This is a genomic window from Microbacterium sp., from assembly GCF_046295495.1.
Classification (GTDB): Bacteria; Actinomycetota; Actinomycetes; order Actinomycetales; family Microbacteriaceae; genus Microbacterium.
In genome coordinates this window covers 99,464-120,618 of the sequence record NZ_JBKBNC010000002.1, presented here as the reverse complement: position 1 = coordinate 120,618, position 21,155 = coordinate 99,464, and the positions used below count along the sequence as shown (strand labels likewise).

Annotated in this window: 25 protein-coding genes; 4 read left to right on the top strand and 21 right to left on the bottom strand. The window is 70.8% G+C overall.

What is annotated here, in order from left to right:
- Positions 1-49 precede the first annotated feature (49 nt).
- The 6 genes from ACK4LS_RS01610 to rpsB all read right to left on the bottom strand — a co-directional run bounded on the left by ACK4LS_RS01610 (position 50) and on the right by rpsB (position 5,081).
- A complete protein-coding gene (locus ACK4LS_RS01610; RefSeq protein WP_409712426.1) occupies positions 50-625 on the bottom strand; it encodes a DivIVA domain-containing protein in 576 nt (191 codons plus the stop codon).
- Positions 622-1,671: a phosphatidate cytidylyltransferase gene (locus tag ACK4LS_RS01605; RefSeq protein WP_409712424.1), complete on the bottom strand. Its 1,050-nt coding sequence runs from the start codon at positions 1,669-1,671 to the stop codon at positions 622-624. The genes ACK4LS_RS01610 and ACK4LS_RS01605 overlap by 4 nt, the downstream gene beginning before the upstream one ends.
- Positions 1,672-1,675: 4 nt before the next feature.
- Positions 1,676-2,230: a ribosome recycling factor gene (gene frr, locus ACK4LS_RS01600; protein WP_409712422.1), complete on the bottom strand. Its 555-nt coding sequence runs from the start codon at positions 2,228-2,230 to the stop codon at positions 1,676-1,678.
- A gap of 75 nt (positions 2,231-2,305) precedes the next feature.
- Entirely contained in the window at positions 2,306-3,025 is a 720-nt protein-coding gene (gene pyrH, locus ACK4LS_RS01595) for a UMP kinase (RefSeq protein WP_409712420.1), read from the bottom strand.
- 144 nt (positions 3,026-3,169) lie between these two features.
- A complete protein-coding gene (gene tsf, locus ACK4LS_RS01590; RefSeq protein ID WP_409712418.1) occupies positions 3,170-3,997 on the bottom strand; it encodes a translation elongation factor Ts in 828 nt (275 codons plus the stop codon).
- Between the two features lie 154 nt (positions 3,998-4,151).
- Positions 4,152-5,081 (bottom strand): 30S ribosomal protein S2, encoded by a 930-nt coding sequence (rpsB, locus tag ACK4LS_RS01585; RefSeq protein ID WP_409712416.1) that lies wholly within the window; start codon positions 5,079-5,081, stop codon positions 4,152-4,154.
- Between the two features lie 314 nt (positions 5,082-5,395).
- Here rpsB and ACK4LS_RS01580 point away from each other — a divergent pair, with 314 nt between their 5' ends.
- Entirely contained in the window at positions 5,396-5,968 is a 573-nt protein-coding gene (locus ACK4LS_RS01580; protein WP_409712414.1) for a murein hydrolase activator EnvC family protein, read from the top strand.
- 81 nt (positions 5,969-6,049) lie between these two features.
- Here ACK4LS_RS01580 and ACK4LS_RS01575 read toward each other — a convergent pair whose 3' ends face one another.
- The 10 genes from ACK4LS_RS01575 to ACK4LS_RS01530 form a co-directional block, all read right to left on the bottom strand.
- Complete coding sequence (locus ACK4LS_RS01575) at positions 6,050-6,691, bottom strand: hypothetical protein (RefSeq protein WP_409712412.1); 642 nt, start codon at positions 6,689-6,691, stop codon at positions 6,050-6,052.
- A 187-nt stretch (positions 6,692-6,878) separates the two neighbouring features.
- Positions 6,879-7,880: a tyrosine recombinase XerC gene (locus ACK4LS_RS01570; protein WP_409712410.1), complete on the bottom strand. Its 1,002-nt coding sequence runs from the start codon at positions 7,878-7,880 to the stop codon at positions 6,879-6,881.
- Positions 7,881-7,940: 60 nt separating this feature from the next.
- A complete protein-coding gene (dprA, locus tag ACK4LS_RS01565) occupies positions 7,941-9,137 on the bottom strand; it encodes a DNA-processing protein DprA (protein WP_409712408.1) in 1,197 nt (398 codons plus the stop codon).
- On the bottom strand, positions 9,134-10,657 hold the full coding sequence (locus ACK4LS_RS01560; protein WP_409712406.1) for a YifB family Mg chelatase-like AAA ATPase: 1,524 nt from the start codon (positions 10,655-10,657) through the stop codon (positions 9,134-9,136). The genes dprA and ACK4LS_RS01560 overlap by 4 nt, the downstream gene beginning before the upstream one ends.
- Positions 10,654-11,016 carry a YraN family protein gene (locus ACK4LS_RS01555; protein ID WP_409712404.1) on the bottom strand — a complete coding sequence of 121 codons (363 nt, stop codon included), beginning with the start codon at positions 11,014-11,016 and terminating at the stop codon, positions 10,654-10,656. Before ACK4LS_RS01555 ends, ACK4LS_RS01560 begins: the two co-directional genes overlap by 4 nt.
- A gap of 93 nt (positions 11,017-11,109) precedes the next feature.
- Positions 11,110-11,433, bottom strand: coding sequence for a DUF2469 family protein (locus ACK4LS_RS01550; RefSeq protein WP_409712402.1), 324 nt, complete (start codon positions 11,431-11,433; stop codon positions 11,110-11,112).
- A 78-nt stretch (positions 11,434-11,511) separates the two neighbouring features.
- Positions 11,512-12,132, bottom strand: a complete 621-nt coding sequence (locus ACK4LS_RS01545; protein ID WP_409712549.1) for a ribonuclease HII — start codon at positions 12,130-12,132, stop codon at positions 11,512-11,514.
- Positions 12,133-12,161: 29 nt separating this feature from the next.
- Positions 12,162-12,911 carry a signal peptidase I gene (lepB, locus tag ACK4LS_RS01540; protein WP_409712400.1) on the bottom strand — a complete coding sequence of 250 codons (750 nt, stop codon included), beginning with the start codon at positions 12,909-12,911 and terminating at the stop codon, positions 12,162-12,164.
- 142 nt (positions 12,912-13,053) lie between these two features.
- A complete protein-coding gene (rplS, locus tag ACK4LS_RS01535) occupies positions 13,054-13,401 on the bottom strand; it encodes a 50S ribosomal protein L19 (protein WP_094736597.1) in 348 nt (115 codons plus the stop codon).
- A gap of 175 nt (positions 13,402-13,576) precedes the next feature.
- On the bottom strand, positions 13,577-14,068 hold the full coding sequence (locus ACK4LS_RS01530; protein WP_409712398.1) for an MFS transporter permease: 492 nt from the start codon (positions 14,066-14,068) through the stop codon (positions 13,577-13,579).
- 104 nt (positions 14,069-14,172) lie between these two features.
- Between ACK4LS_RS01530 and map the strand changes: the two genes are divergently transcribed.
- Positions 14,173-14,955: a type I methionyl aminopeptidase gene (gene map, locus ACK4LS_RS01525; protein WP_409712396.1), complete on the top strand. Its 783-nt coding sequence runs from the start codon at positions 14,173-14,175 to the stop codon at positions 14,953-14,955.
- 203 nt (positions 14,956-15,158) lie between these two features.
- Here map and trmD read toward each other — a convergent pair whose 3' ends face one another.
- Genes trmD through rpsP form a run of 4 tightly spaced genes read right to left on the bottom strand, consistent with a single transcriptional unit; the run spans position 15,159 to position 17,209 of the window.
- Positions 15,159-15,848 carry a tRNA (guanosine(37)-N1)-methyltransferase TrmD gene (gene trmD, locus ACK4LS_RS01520; protein WP_409712394.1) on the bottom strand — a complete coding sequence of 230 codons (690 nt, stop codon included), beginning with the start codon at positions 15,846-15,848 and terminating at the stop codon, positions 15,159-15,161.
- Position 15,849: 1 nt separating this feature from the next.
- Positions 15,850-16,557, bottom strand: coding sequence for a ribosome maturation factor RimM (gene rimM / locus ACK4LS_RS01515; protein WP_409712392.1), 708 nt, complete (start codon positions 16,555-16,557; stop codon positions 15,850-15,852).
- Positions 16,557-16,787, bottom strand: coding sequence for an RNA-binding protein (locus ACK4LS_RS01510; RefSeq protein WP_409712390.1), 231 nt, complete (start codon positions 16,785-16,787; stop codon positions 16,557-16,559). The genes rimM and ACK4LS_RS01510 overlap by 1 nt, the downstream gene beginning before the upstream one ends.
- Positions 16,788-16,792: 5 nt before the next feature.
- Positions 16,793-17,209: a 30S ribosomal protein S16 gene (rpsP, locus tag ACK4LS_RS01505; protein ID WP_409712388.1), complete on the bottom strand. Its 417-nt coding sequence runs from the start codon at positions 17,207-17,209 to the stop codon at positions 16,793-16,795.
- 232 nt (positions 17,210-17,441) lie between these two features.
- Here rpsP and ACK4LS_RS01500 point away from each other — a divergent pair, with 232 nt between their 5' ends.
- Entirely contained in the window at positions 17,442-18,605 is a 1,164-nt protein-coding gene (locus ACK4LS_RS01500; protein ID WP_409712386.1) for a glutamate--cysteine ligase, read from the top strand.
- Positions 18,606-18,654: 49 nt separating this feature from the next.
- On the top strand, positions 18,655-19,386 hold the full coding sequence (locus tag ACK4LS_RS01495) for an SGNH/GDSL hydrolase family protein (protein ID WP_409712384.1): 732 nt from the start codon (positions 18,655-18,657) through the stop codon (positions 19,384-19,386).
- A gap of 98 nt (positions 19,387-19,484) precedes the next feature.
- On the opposite strand, the gene ffh is transcribed toward ACK4LS_RS01495, so the two are convergent.
- A complete protein-coding gene (gene ffh, locus ACK4LS_RS01490) occupies positions 19,485-21,029 on the bottom strand; it encodes a signal recognition particle protein (RefSeq protein WP_409712382.1) in 1,545 nt (514 codons plus the stop codon).
- Between the last annotated feature and the right edge of the window lie 126 nt (positions 21,030-21,155).

Here is a 21,155-nt window from a genome sequence, read left to right as displayed (position 1 = left end):
TTCTACCGAAGCCCTGGAACCGGTGCCATCACCGCGCGGCGTCCGATGCTCATCCGACGGCGAGCATGACCTCGACGACGGCGTCGAGCACCACGTCGACCTGCGTCTCGCGGTACCCGCCGCGTTGCATGCGGAAGGCGACGGCTCGTACCTGGCCGGGCGTGACGGGTTCTCCCGCGGCGAGGTAGCGGGCGATCCGGTCGGCCACGACGTCGACCTCGTCGACGCGGTACCCGTACTGCAGGAGCGAGACGCGTTCGAAACGCTCCCCCCGAGGTCGACCCAGCCGGTCGAGGACCACCTGGGCGGTGTCGCGGGTTTCGGCGACCCATGCCCGCGCCCCGCGGCGCGACAGCGCGTGCTCCCGTTCACGGGCGGCGAAGGCGTCTTCGACGCGCCCGAGGGCGGCATCCACCGGCGCCACCGCGTACCCGTGTCTCACGAGGGGGAACGAGACGGCGCGCACCTCGGTCGAGCGGAGCGCGCCGGCCTCATCGGCTTCGAACGCCTGACGGGCGCGCTCCAGGAAGGCGTCGACGGCACGCTTCTCGTAGCCCTTCGCGCGACCCGACACCTCGGGGAAGGGAGTCGAAGCCATTCCGTCGTGGATCGGGGTCTCGGTCATGACACTCCCAACGGGGCGAGCAGGTAGAACATCACCAACGCAGCGGTCGCGGACGGCAGGATGGAATCCAGGCGGTCGAGCACTCCCCCGTGGCCGGGCAGCCACGAACTCATGTCTTTGATGCCCAGATCGCGCTTGACCATCGATTCGCCGAGGTCGCCGACCGTGGCCGTGGCCACCACGACGGCACCGAAGACGACACCCGCCCACCACGGCACCTGGAGCATGAAGACCGCCAGCAGCGCTCCGGCCACGAGGGCCGCCACGCATGCCCCCGCGAAGCCCTCCCACGTCTTCTTGGGACTGATCCGCGGGGCCATCGGATGCCGTCCGCCCCGCCCGAAGGTGAGCCCCGAGACGTAGGCGCCGGTGTCGGCGGCGACGGCGAGGATCAGGAAGGCCAGGACCCACCACTCACCGCGCGGTTGCGCGAGGAGGATCATGGCGACGCTGGTGAGGAACGGTACGTACAGCTGGACGAAGCCCGCCACGAGCACGTCGCCGATGACGTCGATCCGCATCCGTCCGTCGGAGGCGAAGAGCTGCGCGACCAGGCGCCACACGATCACCACGACCACCGCGGTCAGGGTGGCGACCCAGTGCACCCACGCCCCGAGGAAGAACCCGCTCAGCAGCAGCAGGAACCCCATGATCAGCTGGGGCACCACGTCCACCCGCCGGCCGGCGACCTGCAGGGCCCGCGAGAACTCGACCACGCCCAGCACCATCGCCGCCGCGGCGAACAGCACGAAGGCCCACTTCACGAAGATGAGCGACGCGACGACGACGGCACCGATGCCGACGCCGATCAGGGTGGCGACGATGAGATCTCGCCCGGTGCGCTGTTTCAGGCGCTCGTTGCGCTGATCGAACTCCGCGCGCGCGTGGGCGATGTGCTGCTCGGCATCCGTGCGCATGGCACGCAGCTGAGACTCGATGGCCGTCACGCCCTCACCCGTGGCCGGTGAACGACGCAGAGCCTCGCCTCGGCGCGAAACGGGGGCATCGGCCGGATGCTCGCCGCCGGCCTCGGGGGCATCGGTCATCGACTCAGACCTCGAGCAGTTCGGCCTCTTTGCGCTTGAGAGCCTCGTCGATCATGTCGACGTGGGTGCGCGTGATGGCGTCGAGCTCCTTCTCGGCGCGGACCAGTTCGTCCTCGCCGACGTCGCTCTTCAGTGCGTCGAGGTCGTCCTTGGACTTGCGACGCAGGTTGCGCACCTGCACCTTGGCGTCTTCGCCCTTGCCCCGCACGATCTTGACGTACTCCTTGCGGCGGTCCTGCGTCAGCTCCGGCATCGTGATGCGCACGATGGTGCCGTCGTTGGTGGGGTTCACACCGAGGTTCGGCATGTCGCGGATGGCCTGCTCGATCGCCTTCAGCGCCGTCTTGTCGTAGGGGTTGATGACCAGCGTGCGCGCCTCGGGGTTGTTCAGCGACGCGAGCTGCGCGAGGGGCGTGGGCGAACCGTAGTAGTCGACCAGCACCTTCTGGAACATCTGGGGGTTCGCGCGCCCGGTGCGGACGGTCGCGAAGTCCTCCTTGGCGGCCTCCACGGCGCGATCCATGCGCGCTCCGGCATCGGCGAGGACATCGGCGATCACGGTGACTCCATTCGTTGGGACTGACGTCTCAGTCTAGCCGCGTGCGGGCCCGGCTCCCCGGGCCCGCACGGCGCGTCACGTGGTGACGAGCGTGCCCATCGTCTCGCCCAGCAGGGCCCGGGTGACGTTGCCGGCCGGCTCCATGCCGAACACGCGCATGTCGATGCCGTTGTCCATGCAGAGGCTGAAGGCGGTCGAGTCGACGACCTTGAGTCCCTTCTGCAGGGCGTCGTTGTAGGTGAGGTGGTCGAGCTTCGTGGCGCTCGGGTCGACACGGGGGTCGGCCGTGTACACCCCGTCGACGCCGTTCTTGGCCACGAGCACCTCGGTCGCGCCGATCTCGAGCGCACGCTGGGCGGCGACGGTGTCGGTGGAGAAGTACGGCAGACCCGCGCCGGCACCGAAGATGACCACGCGCCCCTTCTCGAGGTGGCGCACCGCGCGGCGCGGGATGTACGGCTCGGCGACCTGTGTCATCGAGATGGCGGACTGCACGCGGGTGGCGGCGCCGGCCTGCTCGAGGAAGTCCTGCAGGGCGAGGGAGTTCATCACCGTTCCGAGCATGCCCATGTAGTCGGCGCGCCCGCGGTCCATGCCGCGCTGGCTCAGCTCGGCTCCGCGGAAGAAGTTGCCGCCGCCGACGACGATCGCGATGTCGACGCGGTCCACCGCCTCGGCGATCTCGCGCGCGATCTGGCTGACGACGTCGGGATTGACACCCAATTGGCCCCCGCCGAACGCCTCCCCCGACAGCTTCAGCAGTACGCGGCGGCGCTTGGTGGCTTCATCGATCACGTGTGGTGTCCTCTCGTCTTGAACAAACTATCCCCTCACCCGCGCGACCGACACGCTCGTGGCGATTCGGACGCCGGGCAGGGAAAAGGCCCGGGATGCCGTGGCATCCCGGGCCTTGTGACGGGCCCTGAGCCTGTCTGGGTGTTACGCGCCGACCTTGAAGCGGGCGAAGTCGGTCAGCGTGAGACCGGCGTCGGACGCGACCTTGGCGACGGACAGCTTGTTGTCCTTCGCGTAGTCCTGGTCGAGCAGGGCGACCTGCTTGAAGAACGCGTTGACGCGACCCTCGACGATCTTCGGGAGGGCGGCCTCGGGCTTGCCCTCGTTGCGGGAGATCTCGGTCACGATCTCGCGCTCCTTCTCGACGTCGGCCTCGGGCACGGCGTCGCGGGAGAGGTACGAGGGGTTCGCGAACGAGATGTGCTGCGCGATGCTGCGGGCGGTCTCCGCGTCGTCACCGGTGTAGGCGAGCACGACACCGACCTGCGGGGGCAGGTCCTTGCTGGTCTTGTGCAGGTAGACCTCGAACTTGTCGCCCGAGATGGTGCGCACGCGACGCAGTTCGACCTTCTCGCCGATGATGGCGGCCTCGTCGGAGATGAGCTGCTCGACGGTCTTGCCGTCGACGTCGGCGGCCAGAGCGGCCTCGACCGAGTCGGCGGAGGCCGCGGCGGCCGCATCGACGACCTTGTCGGCCAGGGCGATGAAGCGCTCGTTCTTGGCGACGAAGTCGGTCTCGCAGGCGAGCTCGAGGAGCGTCACGGAACCGTTGTTCTCGCGCGCGGCGACGAGGCCCTCGCTGGTCGAACGGTCGGCGCGCTTGGCGTTGCCCTTGGCACCCTTGAGGCGCAGGATCTCGACGGCCTTCTCGACGTCGCCGTCAGCCTCTTCGAGCGCCTTCTTGGTGTCGACCATGCCGGTGCCGAGCTGCTCGCGCAGCGCCTTGATGTCGGCGATCGTGAAGTTTGCCATGGTGTGGCGGTCTCCTTGTCGTTTGCGTTCTAGATGTGAGCCCGGCGGGGCCGTGTCACCGCCCTCACGGAGAGGGGGCGGTCACGACCCCGCCGGATCGTAGCCTGTGCGGGTGACGCGTCGTCGACTCGGAAGCGACGTTGCGTCTCGCGGCTTACTTGCTGTCGGTGGCCTCGGCGTCGGCGACCTCGGTGACGGTCTCGTCCGACTCGGCGGCGACGGCCTCGTCGTGAGCCTCGGCACCGGCGGCGTCGGCGGGCGACTCCGTGGCGGCTTCGGTGGTCTCGGCGGCTTCGGTGGTCTCGGCGGCCTCGGTGGACTCGGCGGGGGTCTCGAGCAGCTCGCGCTCCCACTCGGCGAGGGGCTCGGCGGCCTCTTCCTCACCGGCGGGCTGGTGACGCTGGATGAGGCCCTCGGCCGCGGCGTCGGCGATGATGCGCGTGAGCAGGCTCACGGAGCGGATCGCGTCGTCGTTACCGGGGATCGGGTACTGGAACTCGTCGGGGTCGGCGTTCGTGTCGAGGATGCCGATCACGGGGATGCCGAGCTTCTTGGCCTCGTCGACCGCGAGGTGCTCGCGCTTGGCGTCGACGACCCAGATGGCCGACGGGGTCTTCTGCAGGTTGCGGATACCACCGAGCGACTTGTGCAGCTTGTCGAGCTCGCGCTTCTTGAGCAGGAGCTCCTTCTTGGTGAAGCCGCTCTCGGCGGGGTTCTCGTAGTCGAGCTCCTCGAGCTCCTTCATGCGGGCGAGGCGCTTCGACACCGTCTGGAAGTTGGTGAGGAGGCCACCGAGCCAGCGCTGGTTCACGTAGGGCTGGCCCACGCGGGTCGCCTGCTCGGCGAGGACTTCCTGCGCCTGCTTCTTGGTGCCGACGAAGAGGATGGTGCCGCCGTGCGCGACGGTCTCCTTGACGAACTCGTACGCCTTGTCGATGTAGCCGAGCGACTGCTGCAGGTCGATGATGTGGATGCCGGAGCGCTCGGTGAGGATGAAGCGCTTCACCTTCGGGTTCCACCGGCGGGTCTGGTGTCCGAAGTGAACGCCGCTGTCGAGCAGCTGGCGGATGGTGACGACGGCCATGGTCGTACTCCTGTTTCTGAGCGCTTGCGCGCCGTGGTTGTGGTTGTTCGCGTCAGACGGTCCGCCTGACGAGCCTGGTACCCGGCGCACACCCGCCATCCGCCGAAGCGGAGGACCAGGGGGTGTGGATGCCGCGCGGTGCGTCGTCCCGAGGAACGATGCGGTGCGCCGAGGGCACGCGGAGTCATCCCGACATGCGAGATGCACTCACCAGCATACAGGACGGCTCCTCCCCACCGCGTGCGATGCGGGCGCCGTCCCCGGCGGCATCGTTCGCCCCCGAACCGGGGGGTCGGGACGGGGAGACTTCGAGGATGATTCCGCCGATCCCTGGTCTGGTCAGGGGCCTCATCGCCTCGATCGCGCTCGCGTCGGCGGGGTTCGCGCCGGCCCCGGCGGCGCAGGCGCCGGGGCCCGGCGCGACCCCCGGTGGGGTTCACGAGGTGGCGGTCCACGACGTCGCGCACGAACGCACCGATCCCCTGTCGGGGCGGGGATGGGTCTGGCCCGTCGCGCCGGTGCGGGTGGTGCGCGCGTTCGAGGCGCCCGCGCACGCCTACGCTCCGGGGCATCGGGGCATCGACCTGGTCGCCCACGCCGTTCGCTCCCCCGCCGACGGACGGATCGCCTTCGCAGGCCCGGTCGCCGGTCGTGATGTGGTCACGATCGATCACGGCGACGGGCTCGTGACGTCCCTCGAACCGGTCGAGACGACACTCGCGGTGGGCGACCGGGTCGCGCGGGGTGCACCCGTCGGAACCGTGTCGGTCGGTGGGCACACCGCCCCGGGCACGGTGCACATGGGGGTGCGCCTCGACGGCGCGTACATCAACCCGTTGCGCCTGCTCGGAGGCGTCCCCCGGGCGATTCTGTTGCCGTGCTGCTGAGGGCGGCGCGGTCGGGGCAAGCTCGAGAGAATCCACCCGTTCCTCGCATCGGCGACCCGCCCGATCCATCCGGGCTGCCGGTCAGCCGATCTGGTTTCCGCGGCCCTCCACGGTCGTGGTGCCGACGCCACCGCTCGCTCCCACCACGTTGTCCTGACCGCGGACGGTGACCGACGCGATCGAGCCGGCAGCCCGGACGGAGGCCCGGTCACCGCTCAGGTCGACGCTGCCGATGGGCGCCGCGGAGGTGATGGACCCGTCGTTGCCCTGGACGACGAGCACGTCGATCGCGCCGACGTCGACGCGCGCCCGGTCACCGGAGATACGGAGCGTTTTGACCGTGGCTCCGGATGCGTCGACCGTCAGCGCCGATCCCGACACGACGAGTTCCCCGCAGATGCCGACGACCCGCACCGTCTGTTCCGCGCCGGAGACGGTCTGGCTTCCGCCGTCGCCGCACGACACGGCCCCGGGGTCGGTCGCGGGTGCGGACGGAGCGGGGTCGACCGTCACGACCGGTGCCGACGTCGGCGTCGCCTCGGGCGCGGGTGAAAGCGTCACCACGGACGGCGACGGTACCGAGAACGTCGGCTGGGTGCTCGACGCGCCGACGCCGGGCGGCAGCCGGGTCTCGACGGGCTGGGGCTGGAGGTTGCACCCTGCGAGCACTCCGCAGACGACCACGGTGCCCAGGGAGACGACGGTCAGGCGACGAATTCTCACGGTCCCACGCTAGGGCCCGAGACCGGAGGGGGCCAGCCGGACGCGGCGGCGGGTTCCCGGAGCACTCGGATGTGCGCGCGTCCTGCGCTCCCGCGGGAAGGTCGCGGGCGGACGCCTTCTCCACGCCCGGGGACGCGAAGAAGTGCTCGAGGCCGGCGGACGGTTTGCTCGCGACCCGCAGACGCGGTCAGGCGCGCGGATGCGCGAGACGGTAGGCCTCCCGAAGCCGCTCCGACGAAACATGCGTGTAGATCTGCGTCGTGCCGAGGCTCGCGTGTCCGAGGATCTCCTGCACCGCGCGGAGGTCCGCCCCGCCGTCGAGCAGATGGGTGGCCGCCGAGTGGCGAAGGGCATGGGGACCGAGCGCGTCGGCGCCCACGCTCGGCCCGACGGTGCGCGACACCAGCGCGTGCACCGCGCGGGGTCCGAGCCGCGCGCCCTTCGCGCCGAGGAAGACGGCACGGGCGGGCGAAGACACGTTGTCGCCTCTCGCCGAAGACCGTCCGGCGGTGCGGGAGGGGCCTTCGGCGCGAGACGGGCCGGCGGAACCGCCACCATCGCCGTCGTCGCCGCCGCCGCGTGCGACCAGAGCGGGCCGTCCCCGCACGAGGTACGCCTGGACAGCCCGTTCCGCCGGAAGGCCGAACGGAACCACCCTCTCTTTGTCTCCCTTGCCGTGCAGGCGGAGGGTGCGTCGGTCGTGGTCGATGTCGTCCAGATCGAGGCTGCACACCTCGGACACGCGAGCCCCCGAGCCGTACAGCAGCTCCAGCAGGGCGTGATCCCGCAGGGCGAGGGCGTCCCCGTTCACCGCCTGAGCGGCGCTTGCGGCCAAGACCTCGTCGAGGGCATCGGCCGTCGCCACCGTGGGGAGCGTTCGACCGCGCTTGGGAGACACGAGTCGCTGAGAGGGGTCGGCGGCGACGAGTCCCCGCTCGCCGGCCCACGCGAAGAACCCCCGCAAAGTAGAGGTCCGACGGGCAGCGGTGGCCTTGGACCGGCCGGCCTGCGCCGCACGCCACTGCCATTCGCGCAGGTCGTCGACCTCGATGTCGTCGAGAGGGGGGTCCCCGAGGGTCTCGAGAAGGTCGAGAAGATCGGACCGGTATGCGCGCACCGTCGCGGGTGCGAGTCGGCGCACGTCGGCGAGATGGGTCAGGTACCCCTCGACAGCAGCGGACGTATGCACGGCATCCAGCCTGGACCGTCCTCCCTGCGTCCGCCGGGAGCACGCGCGGCGCCCGCAGGATCACGTCGTCCCCGCATTGCGATGCACCGAGCGCCAGGACCCGTCGAGGTCGCGCACCGCCCGCCCCTCGAGCTCGGCGAACCCCAGGAGGGTGCGCGCGTCTTCGCGCGGGAGGCCGCTGCGCCGCGCCACATCGTCGAGCGTCCGCGCCGATCGAGACGAGAGCGCGTCGAAGAGTCGTGTCGTGGAGTCGGTCCGCCCCTCCCCCGTGCCCGCTGCGGCCGCTCGATCGGCGGAGGATCCACCCACGGCCGACCCGTCGTCCCCGAGCATCTCGAGCACATCCGCCGCCGAGGTGACGCAGACCCCGTCGTACTCGCGCAGCACCCGATGGCATCCCGCGGAGGCGGCGCTCGTCACCGGGCCCGGGACGGCGCCGAGGCTGCGGCCGAGGGTGGCCGCGTGCGCGGCGGTGTTCAACGACCCGCTGCGCCACCCCGCCTCGACCACGACGACCACGTCGGCCATCGCCGCGATGAGACGGTTGCGCGAGAGGAATCTCCACTTGGTCGGGGCGGCGCCGCACGGTGTCTCACTCCACACCGCACCCGCCTCGGCGATGCGGGCGAGCAGCGTCTCGTGACCGCGCGGGTACGGTCGGTCGACGCCACCGGCGAGGAACGCCACGGTGGTGCCGCCGACCGAGAGCGCCGCACGATGGCTGGCCCCGTCGATGCCGTACGCCGCCCCCGAGACGATCGTCACCCCGGCCGCCGCCAGATCGCCCGCGAGATCGGCGGCCACGCCCTCGCCGTAGGCCGTCGACGCTCGCGCGCCCACGAGGGCGACCACGGGCCCGGCCGCGTCCTGTCCGCCTCCCCTCCGCCACAACGCCACCGGCGCGTGGGCGCCGAGGTCGCGGAAGCGGTCGGGCCAGTCCGCATCGCCGGGAACGACGAGCTCGGCTTCCGCCCGGCGCGCCGCATGGAGCGCGGCGCTGATGGTCGCCCGCTGCAGGCGCGGCATCCATCGTGCGCGCGCCTGCCGCAGATCGCGGCTGTCATCGGCTGCGGCGAGACGCAGGGCCTCCTCCGCACCGTGTGCCGCGATGAGTGCCCCGGCCTCGCCGTCGCCCGGCTCGACGAGCACACTCCACACCGCTCGGGCATAGGTTTCGAGATCCGCCGCCGCCGCGCCTCGGCGCACGCCCGCGAGAGCGTCGCGAGCCGCCGTGGCGGTCAGGTCGATCGGCATCATGCGTTCGCTCCCCGGCGGAGGTAGAGAGCCCGCCCCACGTCGGCGGCGTCGAGGTGATCGTGCCCCGCGATGTCCGCGACCGTCCACGCGACCCGCATCAGACGGTCGTACCCCCGCAGCGTGAGCGCGCCCCGACGCAGCGCCGCATCGAGCGGCCTCAGCACCTCCGCCGCGGGGGCGGCGGGCCCACGCAGCCAGGTGCCGGGGACGTCAGCATTGCGTCGCCACGGCGTGTGCCGCCAGCGAGCGGCCGCGCGCGATCGGGCCTCGGCGACGATCCCCCGCGCCTCTCCGGTGGTCACGGTGCGCGCGTCGGAGTCGCGCCGAGCGCTCGACACGCGCTGGAGGCGCAGGTCGATGTCGATCCGATCCAGAAGCGGCCCCGAGAGCCGACGCGTGTAGCGTCTGATCGCCTGCGGAGCGCACTCGCACGAACCACCCGGGACGCCGTACTGCCCGCAGGGGCAGGGGTTGGTGGCGACCACCAGTTGGAATCGCGCCGGATACGTCGCCGCCGCGCCGGAGCGGTGCACCTGGATGACGCCGTTCTCGAGCGGCTGCCGCAGGGCGTCGAGCACGGAGGCGGGGAACTCCCCGCCCTCGTCGAGGAAGAGCACGCCTTCGCTCGCCCGCGCGATGGCGCCGGGCCGGATGATCCCCGAGCCTCCGCCGATGAGGGCCGCGGAGGTGGCGCCGTGATGCGGGCTTTCGAACGGAGGCGTGCGAGAGAGCCGCGTCACCGTCTCTCCCGACAGCGATCGGATCGAGGCCACCGACAGCGCCGCGTCGTCGTCGAGGGGCGGGAGGATGCCGGGCAGCCGACGCGCCAGCATCGTCTTGCCTGCGCCGGGCGGGCCGCTCATCAGCATGTGGTGCCCACCGGCGGCCGCGACCACGAGGGCGTCGACCGCGTCGGGCTGCCCGACCACGTCGGCGAGTTCGAGGGCCGCGTCGTCCGCCGTCGGGACCGCGGGAGCTTCGACCGCGGGCAGATCGACGGCATCGCTGGTCCCTCCGTGCCACCGCACCACCTCGGCGAGGCACACAGCCGCGAGCACCTCGACCCCCTCGACCAGCCCGGCCTCCGCCGCATTCGCGAGGGGCACGACGACACGCGACACACCGGCGGCCCGCGCGGCGACCACCGCGGGGAGCACCCCCGGAACCGGCCGCAGGCGTCCGTCGAGCCCCAGTTCACCGATGTGCACCGTCGCGGCGACGTGCGCGGCATCCATCGCGATCGATGTCGCCAGGGCGGCCACGGCGATCGCCACGTCGAAGCCCGACCCCCGCTTGGGCAGGCTCGCCGGCGACAGGTTCACCGTGATGCGGCGCTTGGGCAGATCGAGTCCGCGGTTCGTGCACGCATTGCGCACGCGCCGCCCGGCCTCGCCCAACGCCTTGTCGGCGAGACCGATGATCGAGAACTCCGGCGTCTGCGACGAGACGTCGGCCTCGACCTCGACGAGGTCGCCGCGCAGGCCCGACAACGCCACGGCCCAGGTGCGGGCGACCGTCACAGCGCGTCTTCCAGGTGTTCGAGCCGCGCCGTGGCGGGATCGGTCCCCACGAGCCCGATCACGTCGACCCGCAACCGCCGACCCCGCGCATGGTCGGGATGCGCCGCGAGCCACGCCATCGCCAGGCGCCACAGGCGGGCCGCTTTGCGCTTGTCGATCGCCTCGAACGGGTGCCCGTAGTCCTCGCTGCTGCGCGTCTTCACCTCGACGACGACGAGCGTGCCGTCGCGCTCGGCGACGACGTCGATCTCGCCCTGCGCGCACCGCCAATTGCGCGCGATGATGCGGTAGCCGTCGCCGGTCAGGTGGGCGACGGCGCGGTCCTCCCCGGCTCGGCCGAGGTCGTCTTTCGCTGCCATGCCCCAGAGCGTGGCATCCGGATCATTCCGCGCTGAGGACGGAACCGGTCATCCGTGGAGGGCGGTGGGAGAAAGCGCCCTGGGGAGAAGTGCTCAGGTGTCGAGCGAGAGCTCGTCGGGCAGCTGGAAGTCGTGGCGCGAGAGCTCCTCGACGTTGACGTCTTTGAACGTGAGCACGCGCACCGACTTCACGAACCGGTCGGCGCGGTAGATGTCCCACACCCACACGTCGGTCATGGAGATCTCGAAGTAGAAATCGTGCTCGGTGTCGCGGCGCACGACGTTGACGTCGTTGGCCAGGTAGAACCGGCGCTCGGTCTCGATCACGTAGGTGAATTGGCGCACGACATCGCGGTACTCGCGATACAGGGCCAGTTCGAGTTCGCGGTCGTAGTCCTCGAAGACGTCGTCATCCATGGTTCCTCCATCCTAGGCGCGACCGGTCGGCGCGGACGCACGCCCCGGGCGGCCCGGGCGCGTCCGGCCGTCGATGCCTCAGAACAGGGTCGGCGCCGCGGCGATGGCCCACGAGTGCCGGTGGTGCGCGCTCATCCCGTGCGCGGTGATGGCATCGCGATGATCGAGGCTGGCGTACCCCTTGTTACGCGCCCACCCGTACGCCGGCAGGTCGTCGTGCAAGCCCGTCATGAGCGTGTCGCGCGCGACCTTGGCGATGACGGATGCCGCGGCCGCACTCGCGCAATCGCGATCGGCCTTGATGATCGGGCGCACGGTCAGGCCGGGCTCGCCCGCCGGGGTGATGTAGTCGTGATTGCCGTCGAGGATGACCAGTGCCTCCTCGGGGACGACGCCGTGCGCGCGCAGATCGGCGATCGCGCGGACCGCGGCAAGGCCGAGGGCGCGGATGATGCCGATCTCGTCGACCTCGACGGAGCTCGCCCACCCCACCGCGCTGTGCTGCACGAAGGCCGCCGCGCGCGCCGCCACCTCGGGCCGGCGCGCCTCGGGTACGAGCTTGGAATCGCGCAGGCCCGCCGGCACCCGCTTCCGCGACCGCGCCGGGTCGATGACCGCCGCCCCGACCGCCACCGGCCCCGCCAGCGCACCGCGGCCGACCTCGTCGCACGCGATGACGATCGCATGCTCCTTCAGCATGCGACGCTCCAGGGTGAGGGTGGGTTCGATCACGGCGCCCCCGGTGCGGGGACCCCGGCGAACACCTCGTGGTGGAAGTCGATGGCGCCGAAGCGCGTGAAGGGCCACGTGATGAGGAAGGCGCGCCCCACCACGTTGTCGACCGGGACGAAGCCCTGGCCCGGCTGCGCCTGGTTGTAGCGCGAGTCGCGCGAGCTGTTGCGGTTGTCGCCCAGCACCCAGAGCGAACCTTGCGGAACCGTGACGTCGTAGGGCACCGGGTCGGGGGCGGTGGCCCCGGGAGAGAGGCGCACGTAGCTCTCGTCGAGCGGGACCCCGTTCACCGTGGTCTGACCGAGCGCGTTGCAGCACACGACGTGGTCGCCGGCGGTGCCGATCACGCGCTTGATGAGGTGGTCGTCGCTGTCGGGCGCCGAGAGGCCGAAAAGCGACAGCACCCAGTCCACGCCCTCGACGAAGGGCGAGCGCTCAGGGGCCGGGGCGTTGTCGAGCCACCCGCCGGGGTCGCGGAACACCACGACGTCGCCGCGCGCGTACTCCCCGAAACGCGGGGTGAGCTCGTCCACGAGGATGCGGTCTTTGACCAGCAGCGTGTTCTCCATCGACGCGGAGGGGATGTAGAACGAACGCACCACGAACGTCTTGACCAGGAACGACACCAGCAATGCGATGACGACGATGACCACGAGGTCGCGGAAGAACGCCCCCCAGCCTCGCCGACGCGGTGCGGCGGAACGGGATGCCGTGGCATCCGGGGTCGAGGCGGTCTGGTCGCTCATGGGTTCCTTCACCGGGTTCCCGCACTCCGGAGAACCGCAGGAACAAGGGTCGCACACCGCGCGCCCGGCCCGTGACCGTGTCGTCCGCGAAAACGCCGAACGCCCCGCGGGTGAGACCCACGGGGCGTTCGAGAGAGGCGACTCAGCGGTCGCGCTTCTCCTTGATCTTGGCCTTCTTGCCGCGCAGGCTGCGGAGGTAGTAGAGCTTCGCACGACGCACGTCACCGCGAGTGACGACCTCGATGTGGTCGATCACGGGGCTGTGGACCGGGAAGGTGCGCTCGACGCCGACCTGGAAGCTGACCTTGCGGACGCAGAAGGTCTCGCGCACGCCGTCGCCCGAGCGGCCGATGACGACGCCCTGGAAGACCTGGATGCGCGAGCGGTTGCCTTCGGTGATGTTGACGTGCACCTTGACGGTGTCGCCGGGGGCGAAGACGGGGATGTCGGAGCGGAGCGAAGCCGCGTCGACGGAGTCGAGGATCTGCATGATCATCACTTCCTGCGACCGCCACAGGTCGATCGCACGATAAAAGGGGAAAAGGTGAGGCGTACCCGAAGCCGCGGATGCGGCGGACTCCCCTGAGGCAGAGCCGGTCAGGGCACAAGCGTCTATTCTGCCACGGCCGGCTCACCCGGCCAAACCGGTCACCTGCCCGGCGCCGTCACTCGGGGCGACGGCTCTCCGAGACCACGATCACGTCGCCGTCGATGCGGGCCTGCGGCTGCTCACGGGGAGGCGGGATGTACGCGGTGCCGTCGGAGGTGCGCAGGACGCTCACCGCTCCCCGAGCCTCGTTCCACAGCTGGGCGAGCGACGACCAGAACAGCACCAGCGCACCCACCACCGCCAGCACGAGCAGCGGGAAGAACACACGAGAATCGAACAGGCCGAGCGCCACGATCGCCACGTGCCAGAGCCCCAGGCCGAGCGCGTCGCGCCATGAGACGGCACGCGACTCGCGAACGCTCCCCCGCGCCCGGATGAGCAGCGACAGCAGCAGCTGCGACACGAACACCGTCGGGACGGCGACGAACAGCCACAGCAGGGCCCAGCCGCTCCCGCCCGAGAACACGATCCACCCCACGAAGAGCCACAGCGGCAGCACGAAGGCGGCCGGGAACAACCAGTGGAGGAACAGTCGGCGCAGCACCATGAGCCGATGCTACGGCGCGTCGATGTGCAGCGCCTTTGAGAACGCCATGGCCTCGGCGCGCGGCATCCATCGGCGACAATGGAGGTTCGACGAGAGGAACCACCATGATCGAACTGCGCACGCCGGCCGAGATCGACGCGATGCGCCCCGCGGGCCGCTTCGTCGCGGAGGTGCTGGCCACGCTGCGCGACGAGACCAAGGTGGGCACCAACCTGCTGCACCTCGACCGCCGCGCACACGAGATGATCCGCGCCGCCGGGGCCGAGTCCTGCTACATCGACTACCACCCCTCGTTCGGCGCCAGCCCGTTCGGCAAGGTGCTCTGCACGTCGATCAACGACGCCGTGCTGCACGGCCTCCCCCACGACTACACGCTGCGTGACGGCGACCTCGTCTCCCTCGACTTCGCCGCCTCGGTCGACGGCTGGGTGTCCGACTCCGCCGTGTCGTTCGTGGTGGGCACCGCTCGCGACGAAGACCTGGCCCTCATCGACACCACGCAGCGCGCCCTGGCCGCCGCCATCGACGCGGCCACCGTCGGCCACAAGATCGGCGACATCTCCGCCGCGGTCGCCGCCGTCGCCCACGCCGAGGGCCTTTCGATCAACACCGACTTCGGCGGTCACGGCGTCGGGCGCACGATGCACGGCGACCCGCACGTGGCCAACGACGGCAAGGCCGGCCGCGGCTACCCGCTTCGCCCCGGCCTGGTCGTCGCCCTCGAGCCGTGGTTCCTGCAGACCACCGACGAGCTCGTCACCGACCCCGACGGCTGGACCCTCCGCAGCGCCGACGGCTCGCGCGGCGCCCACTCGGAGCACACCGTCGCCGTCACGGCCGACGGCCCGATCGTGCTCACCGACCGGTCGTTCCTCGGCGTCGACTGAGCGAACGCTCCGGATGCCGCGGCCTCCGGGTCGCGGCATCCGTCGTTCCGGCCCGGGTCACCCGGCGCCCGCCGATGTGCTCGCCGCTCGGACGATCCGCGGCGCACCTTTCGAAAGGCGGGCGCTTCCTCGAGACGTGCGACCGTGCGGATGCCGCGGCCGGAGCCGACGCGCATCGGACCGCGCCCCGCGCCCGGCGGGCGTCAGTCGGACAACAGGTCGGGGCGACGCTCGCGCGTGCGCTCGAGCTGTTGCTCACGACGCCAGGCGGCGACGGCGCCGTGGTTGCCGCTGAGCAGGATCGGGGGCACCTCGCGCTCGCGCCAGACGGCGGGCTTGGTGAACGACGGGTATTCCAGCAGGCCGTCTTCGTGCGACTCCTCGACGAGGCTCTCCGGGTTGCCGACGACGCCCGGCACCAGACGGCCGATCGCCTCGACCATCGCCATGACGGCGACCTCGCCGCCGTTGAGCACGTAGTCGCCGAGCGAGAGCAGCCGCACCTCGCCGAGGGTGGTGGCGTAGTCGAACACGCGCTCGTCGATGCCCTCGTAGCGCCCGCACCCGAAGACGAGGTGCGGCGCGGCCGAGAGCTCGCGAGCGATCGCCTGGGTGAAGCGCTCCCCCGCGGGCGACGGGAACACGATGATCGGGCGCGCAGGGGCATCGCCGACGATGTGATCGAGGGCTTCGCCCCAGGGTTCGGGCTTCATCACCATGCCGGCGCCCCCGCCGTACGGGGTGTCGTCGACCGTACGGTGACGATCGTGGGTGTAGTCGCGCAGGTCGTGCACGTTCACGTCGAGCAGTCCGCTCTGACGGGCCTTGCCCAGCAGCGACACCTCGAGGGCGTCGAAGATCTTCGGGAAGATCGACACCACGTCGATGCGCACGTCAGTCCTCGCGGTCGGCGTGGGCTTCGTCGCCTGCGGCGGCGCCCGGGTCTGCGACGGCCTCGTCCTCGTCGGATTCCGCCTCACCCGTGGCATCCGCGGATACCGCATCGGCCGGCTCGGGCTCGTCGTCGGCCTCCGGGGGCAGGTCTTCGAACAGACCGGCCGGGGGTGTGACGACCACGCGGCCGTTCTCGATGTCGACCTCGGGCACGATCGCGCCGACGAAGGGCACGAGCACCTCGCGCTCGTCGCCGTTCTGCTTCACGATCAGCAGATCCTGCGCGGGGAAGTGGTCGACCCGCACGACGCGGCCGACGACGGCCCCATCGCGCACGACGTCGAGGCCCACGAGCTGGTGGTCGTACCAGGCGTCGTCCTCGGCCGGAGCCGCCTCGGTGTCCTGGTCGATCCACAGGATGGCCTTGACGAGCTCTTCGGCCGCGGTGCGGTCGTCGACGCCCTCGAAGAAGGCCACGGGGTGGGAGTTCATCCACCGGAACTCGCGGACGGTGAGCTCACGGCCGTGCCACGGCGACGACTCCGGCACCTGCAGAGTGAAGGTGCTTCCCGGAACGAACCGTCCGTCGGGGTCGTCGGTGTACAGCTCGAGCTTGAACGCGCCCTTCAGGCCGTGCGCCTTCACGAGGCGCCCGACGCGGAGCTGGGTCTTGGCGGGCTCGGCGCCCGCGGTGTCGTCGGTCGCCATCAGTCGTCGGCGACGTCGACGCGCACGCGTTGCCCATCGGCCAGAGCCGAGATGAGCGTACGGAGTGCTTTGGCGGTGCGTCCGCCGCGCCCGATCACGCGGCCCCGGTCATCGGGGTGCACGCGAATCTCCAGCACTTCACCACGCGGGGAGGAGCTGGAACGGATGGTCACGGCATCCGGGTGATCGACGATCCCCTTGACGACGTGTTCGAGCGCGGCAGACAGCACGGGGATTACTCGGCCGAAGTCTCGGCGGCGTCCTCAGCGGGCGCCTCAGCCGGGGCCTCGTCGGCCTTCTTCTCGGCCTTGGGCTTGACGACCGACTTCTTCGAGGCGTCGGCCTGGAAGGCGACCTTCTCCTCGCGGACCTTCACGGTCGAGACGGCGTTCTTGTCGCCCTTGAACTTGCCCCAGTCGCCCGTGAGCTTGAGGATGGCGGCGACCTGCTCGGTGGGCTGCGCGCCGACCGAGAGCCAGTACTGGGCGCGCTCCGAGTCGACCTCGATGAACGAGGGCTCCTCGGTGGGGTGGTACTTACCGATCTCCTCGATGACGCGACCGTCGCGCTTGGTGCGCGAGTCGGCGACGACGATGCGGTAGTAGGGCGCGCGGATCTTTCCGAGGCGCTTGAGACGGATCTTGACAGCCACGATGACTCCTGATGATGAAAACGAACGAACCGGACGCCTGGAGAGTGGGGTGCACACCCGGCGGAAGCTCAAAAGGGCGGACCGACACTGGATAGAGGGTCGAGTGGCGGGTCCGACCCTCTATTCTGCCAGATCCTTCCGCCTCACCGTGACAGGTGACGTGAAACGACACGCGGCGCGGCGCAGGGTAGCGCAGCGACCCCGACGCGAGGCCCGTGTCAGACTGAGCCGCATGAGGCTGCCGTTCGCTGCATCGACGCGTTCGTCCGTGGGACTCGAGTGGGAGCTCATGCTCGCCGATCGCGAGACCGGCGATCTCGTGCCCCGTGCGCCGGAGATCCTCGCCGAGATCGAAGACAAGACCGAGCTCGAGCGCTTCACCGTCACCGGCGAGCTGCTCACCAACACCGTCGAGGTCACGAGCGGTGTGGGCCACACGGTCGCCGAGGCGGTCGACGACATCGCGGATGCCATCTGCGCGCTGCGCGAGCAGACCGAGCCGCGCGGCGTCGAGTTGCTGTGCGCGGGCAGCCACCCCTTCGCGCAGTGGTTCGACCAGCAGGTCAGCGACAAGACGCGCTACCACACCCTCATCGAGCGCACCCAGTGGTGGGGACGCAACATGATGATCTGGGGCGTCCACGTGCACATCGGCGTCGACGACGTCGAGAAGGTGCTCCCGATCGTCAACGCCCTCACCGTGTTCCTGCCCCACCTGCAGGCCCTGTCGGCATCCAGTCCCTTCTGGGCGGGCGAGCGCACCGGCTACGCCTCGAACCGCGCCCTCGTGTTCCAGCAGTTGCCGACCGCGGGCCTGCCCTGGCAGCTCGAGACCTGGGACGACTTCGAGGGGTACCTCGACGACATGGTGCGCACCGGCGTGATGGCGGATGCCAGCGAGGTGCGCTGGGACATCCGTCCGGCGCCCAAGTGGGGCACGGTCGAGATCCGCGCCTGCGACGGCATGTCGACGCTTCCCGAGCTGGCCGCGGTGGCCGCCCTCGCACAGACCCTGGTCGAGCACTTCTCGCGCCTGCTGGACGAGGGGCGAGAACTGCCCGGCATCCCCGCCTGGTACGCCCGGGAGAACAAGTGGCGCGCCGCGCGCTACGGACTCGATGCCCGAGTGATCGTCGACCGGGCGGGAACGCAGCGACCCGTCGTGGAGCACCTGCGCGAGACCATGGAGGAGCTCGCCGACATCGCGGTCGAGCTCAAGTGCGCGCGGGAGTTCGCCAGCCTCGAGACGATCCTCGCCACGGGCGGCAGTTCGGCCCGCCAGATCGCGGTGGCCGAGGCGGCCGACGGCGATCTCCGCGAGGTCGTGCAGCACCTCATCCGCGAGTTCCGCGCGGGCCCCACTCTGCGCGAGCACCTCGCCGCCCTCCGCGTCTAGGGCCGCTCCTCCGCGCCCGCTCATAGGTGCACGCTCCTAGGATCGCGTCATGACCATCGGACGCCGGGCCCGGGTGCTCTCGCTGGCCGCCCTGTCGGCCGGCGCCCTCGCCCTGGCCGCCGGCTGCGCGGCCCACCCCGTGTCGGCCCCGGCATCGCCCTCGTTCTCGGCGGCCCCGCCGTCGGCATCCGGCAGCGCCTCCCCCGCACCCGCGTCTCCCGCGACGACGCGGGTCGTGGCCCTCGGCGATTCGGTCATGTCGGGGTACGGTCTCGCCCCCGATGAGGCGTGGCCCCTGCTGTTGGCCGACCGCGCGCACGTGCACCTGACCAACCTCGCGTGCCCCGGTATGGGGTTCGTGGTGGCCGGAGAGTGCGGAACGAGCTACGAGGGTCTCGTCCCCGCCGTCGCCGCGCTCCAGCCCCAGCTCCTCGTCGTGGAATCGTCGAGCAACGACTTCTGGGAAGACCCCGACGAGATCCGCGACGCCACCGACTCCACGATCGCTCAGCTGCACGACGCGGCCCCCGACGCGCTGATCGTCGGTCTCAGCACGATCTGGAACGACGACCCCGACGTCCCCGACGACACCGCGGTCACCTCCGAGGCACTACGCGACGCCGTCGACGCGGTCGGCGGGACCTTCCTCGACGTGGGGCAGCCGCTCGTGGGTCACCCCGAATGGATGCAGGAAGACGACGTGCACCCCACGGCTCGCGGGCAGCGGGCCATCGAGCAGGCGGTCATGACGACGCTGCGCGATGCTGACGTGCTTCCCTGACCACAGGCTCAGGGGTCGGCGACGGGCTGGGTGCGGGCACGCGGATCGACCTGGCACCGCCGCGCGGGGGCGGCGCCAGGTCGGAGGGCGGTCGTGCGTCAGCCGCGGCCGAGCATCTTCTGCAGCTCGGCGAGGTCGGCCTCGCTCGGCGCCGCCTGACCGCCCAGGCCGAAGCCCGAGCCGGTCGCGGGAGCCGCCGCGGCGATGCCGGCGTTCTCTGCCGCGCGCTTGGCCGGGTTGCCCGAGCGGGAGCCCTTGGCCTTCTGCTGCTTGCCGCGCTTCGCCGAGGCTCCGGGCTTGCCCCCCACCGGACCCATGCCGGGGATGTTGGGCACCCCGCCGCGCGCGACGGTCTTCATCATCTTGGCGGCCTGATCGAAGCGCTGCACGAGCTGGTTGACGTCGGTGACGGTCATGCCCGAGCCGCGCGCGATGCGCAGGCGACGCGAGCCGTTCAGGATCTTCGGGTTACGACGCTCGGCGAGCGTCATCGAGCGGATGATCGCCTCCGTGCGGTCGATCTCGCGCTCGTCGAAGTCCTCGAGCTGTTGCTTCATGTTGCCCATGCCCGGGAGCATCCCGAGCATCTTCTTCATGGAGCCCATCTTCTTCATCTGCTGCATCTGCTCGAGGAAGTCCTCGAGCGTGAAGGTCTCCGTCGCCAGCTTCTCGGCGACCTTCATCGCCTCGGCCTCGTCGAAGGCCTGCTGCGCCTGCTCGATCAGCGTGAGGATGTCACCCAGGTCGAGGATGCGCGATGCCATGCGGTCGGGGTGGAACGGCTCGACGTCGTCGAGTCCCTCACCGGTCGACGCGAAGATGATGGGACGGCCCGTCACCGAGGCGACCGAGAGCGCGGCGCCGCCGCGCGCGTCGCCGTCGAGCTTGCTCAGCACCACGCCGGTGAAGTCGACGCCGTCCTGGAACGCCTTGGCCGTGTTGACGGCATCCTGACCGATCATCGCGTCGATGACGAACAGCACCTCGTCGGGGTCGGTCGCCGTGCGGATGTCGGCGGCCTGCTTCATCAGCTCGGCGTCGACGCCGAGCCGACCCGCGGTGTCGATGATGACGATGTCGTGCTGCTGGCGGGTGGCGTAGGCGACGCCGTCGCGCGCGACCTTCACGGGGTCGCCGACGCCGTTGCCCGGCTCGGGGGCGTAGATGGAGGCGCCCGCCCGCTCGGCGACCACCTGCAGCTGATTCACGGCGTTGGGGCGCTGGAGGTCGCACGCCACGAGGAGCGGGGTGTGCCCGTCTTTCTCGAGCATCTTGGCGAGCTTGCCGGCGAAGGTCGTCTTACCCGAACCCTGCAGGCCCGCGAGCATGATGACGGTCGGCGGGTTCTTGGCGAACTGCAGGCGGCGCTGCTGACCGCCCAGGATGCCGATGAGCTCGTCGTTGACGATCTGCACGACCTGCTGCGCGGGGTTCAGGGCGCGATTGACCTCGTCGCCGAGCGCGCGCTCGCGCACCGCGGCGGTGAACTCCTTCACGACGGGCAGGGCCACGTCGGCGTCGAGGAGGGCACGGCGGATCTCGCGCACCGTCCCGTCGACGTCGGCGGGCGTGAGCTGGCCCTTCTTCCGGAGGTTGCGGAAGGTCTCTGTGAGCCGGTCGGAGAGGGTGCCGAAAGTCGCCATGATGGAGTCGAGTTTACGCGGGTGCCGCCGACGGCGCTGCCGACCGTCCGGATCGCCGCGCGCATCTCGTCCGCGCCCTCGACGCGCATGACCCGCCGGGTCACGCGAGCCCAGCCCGACCCACGC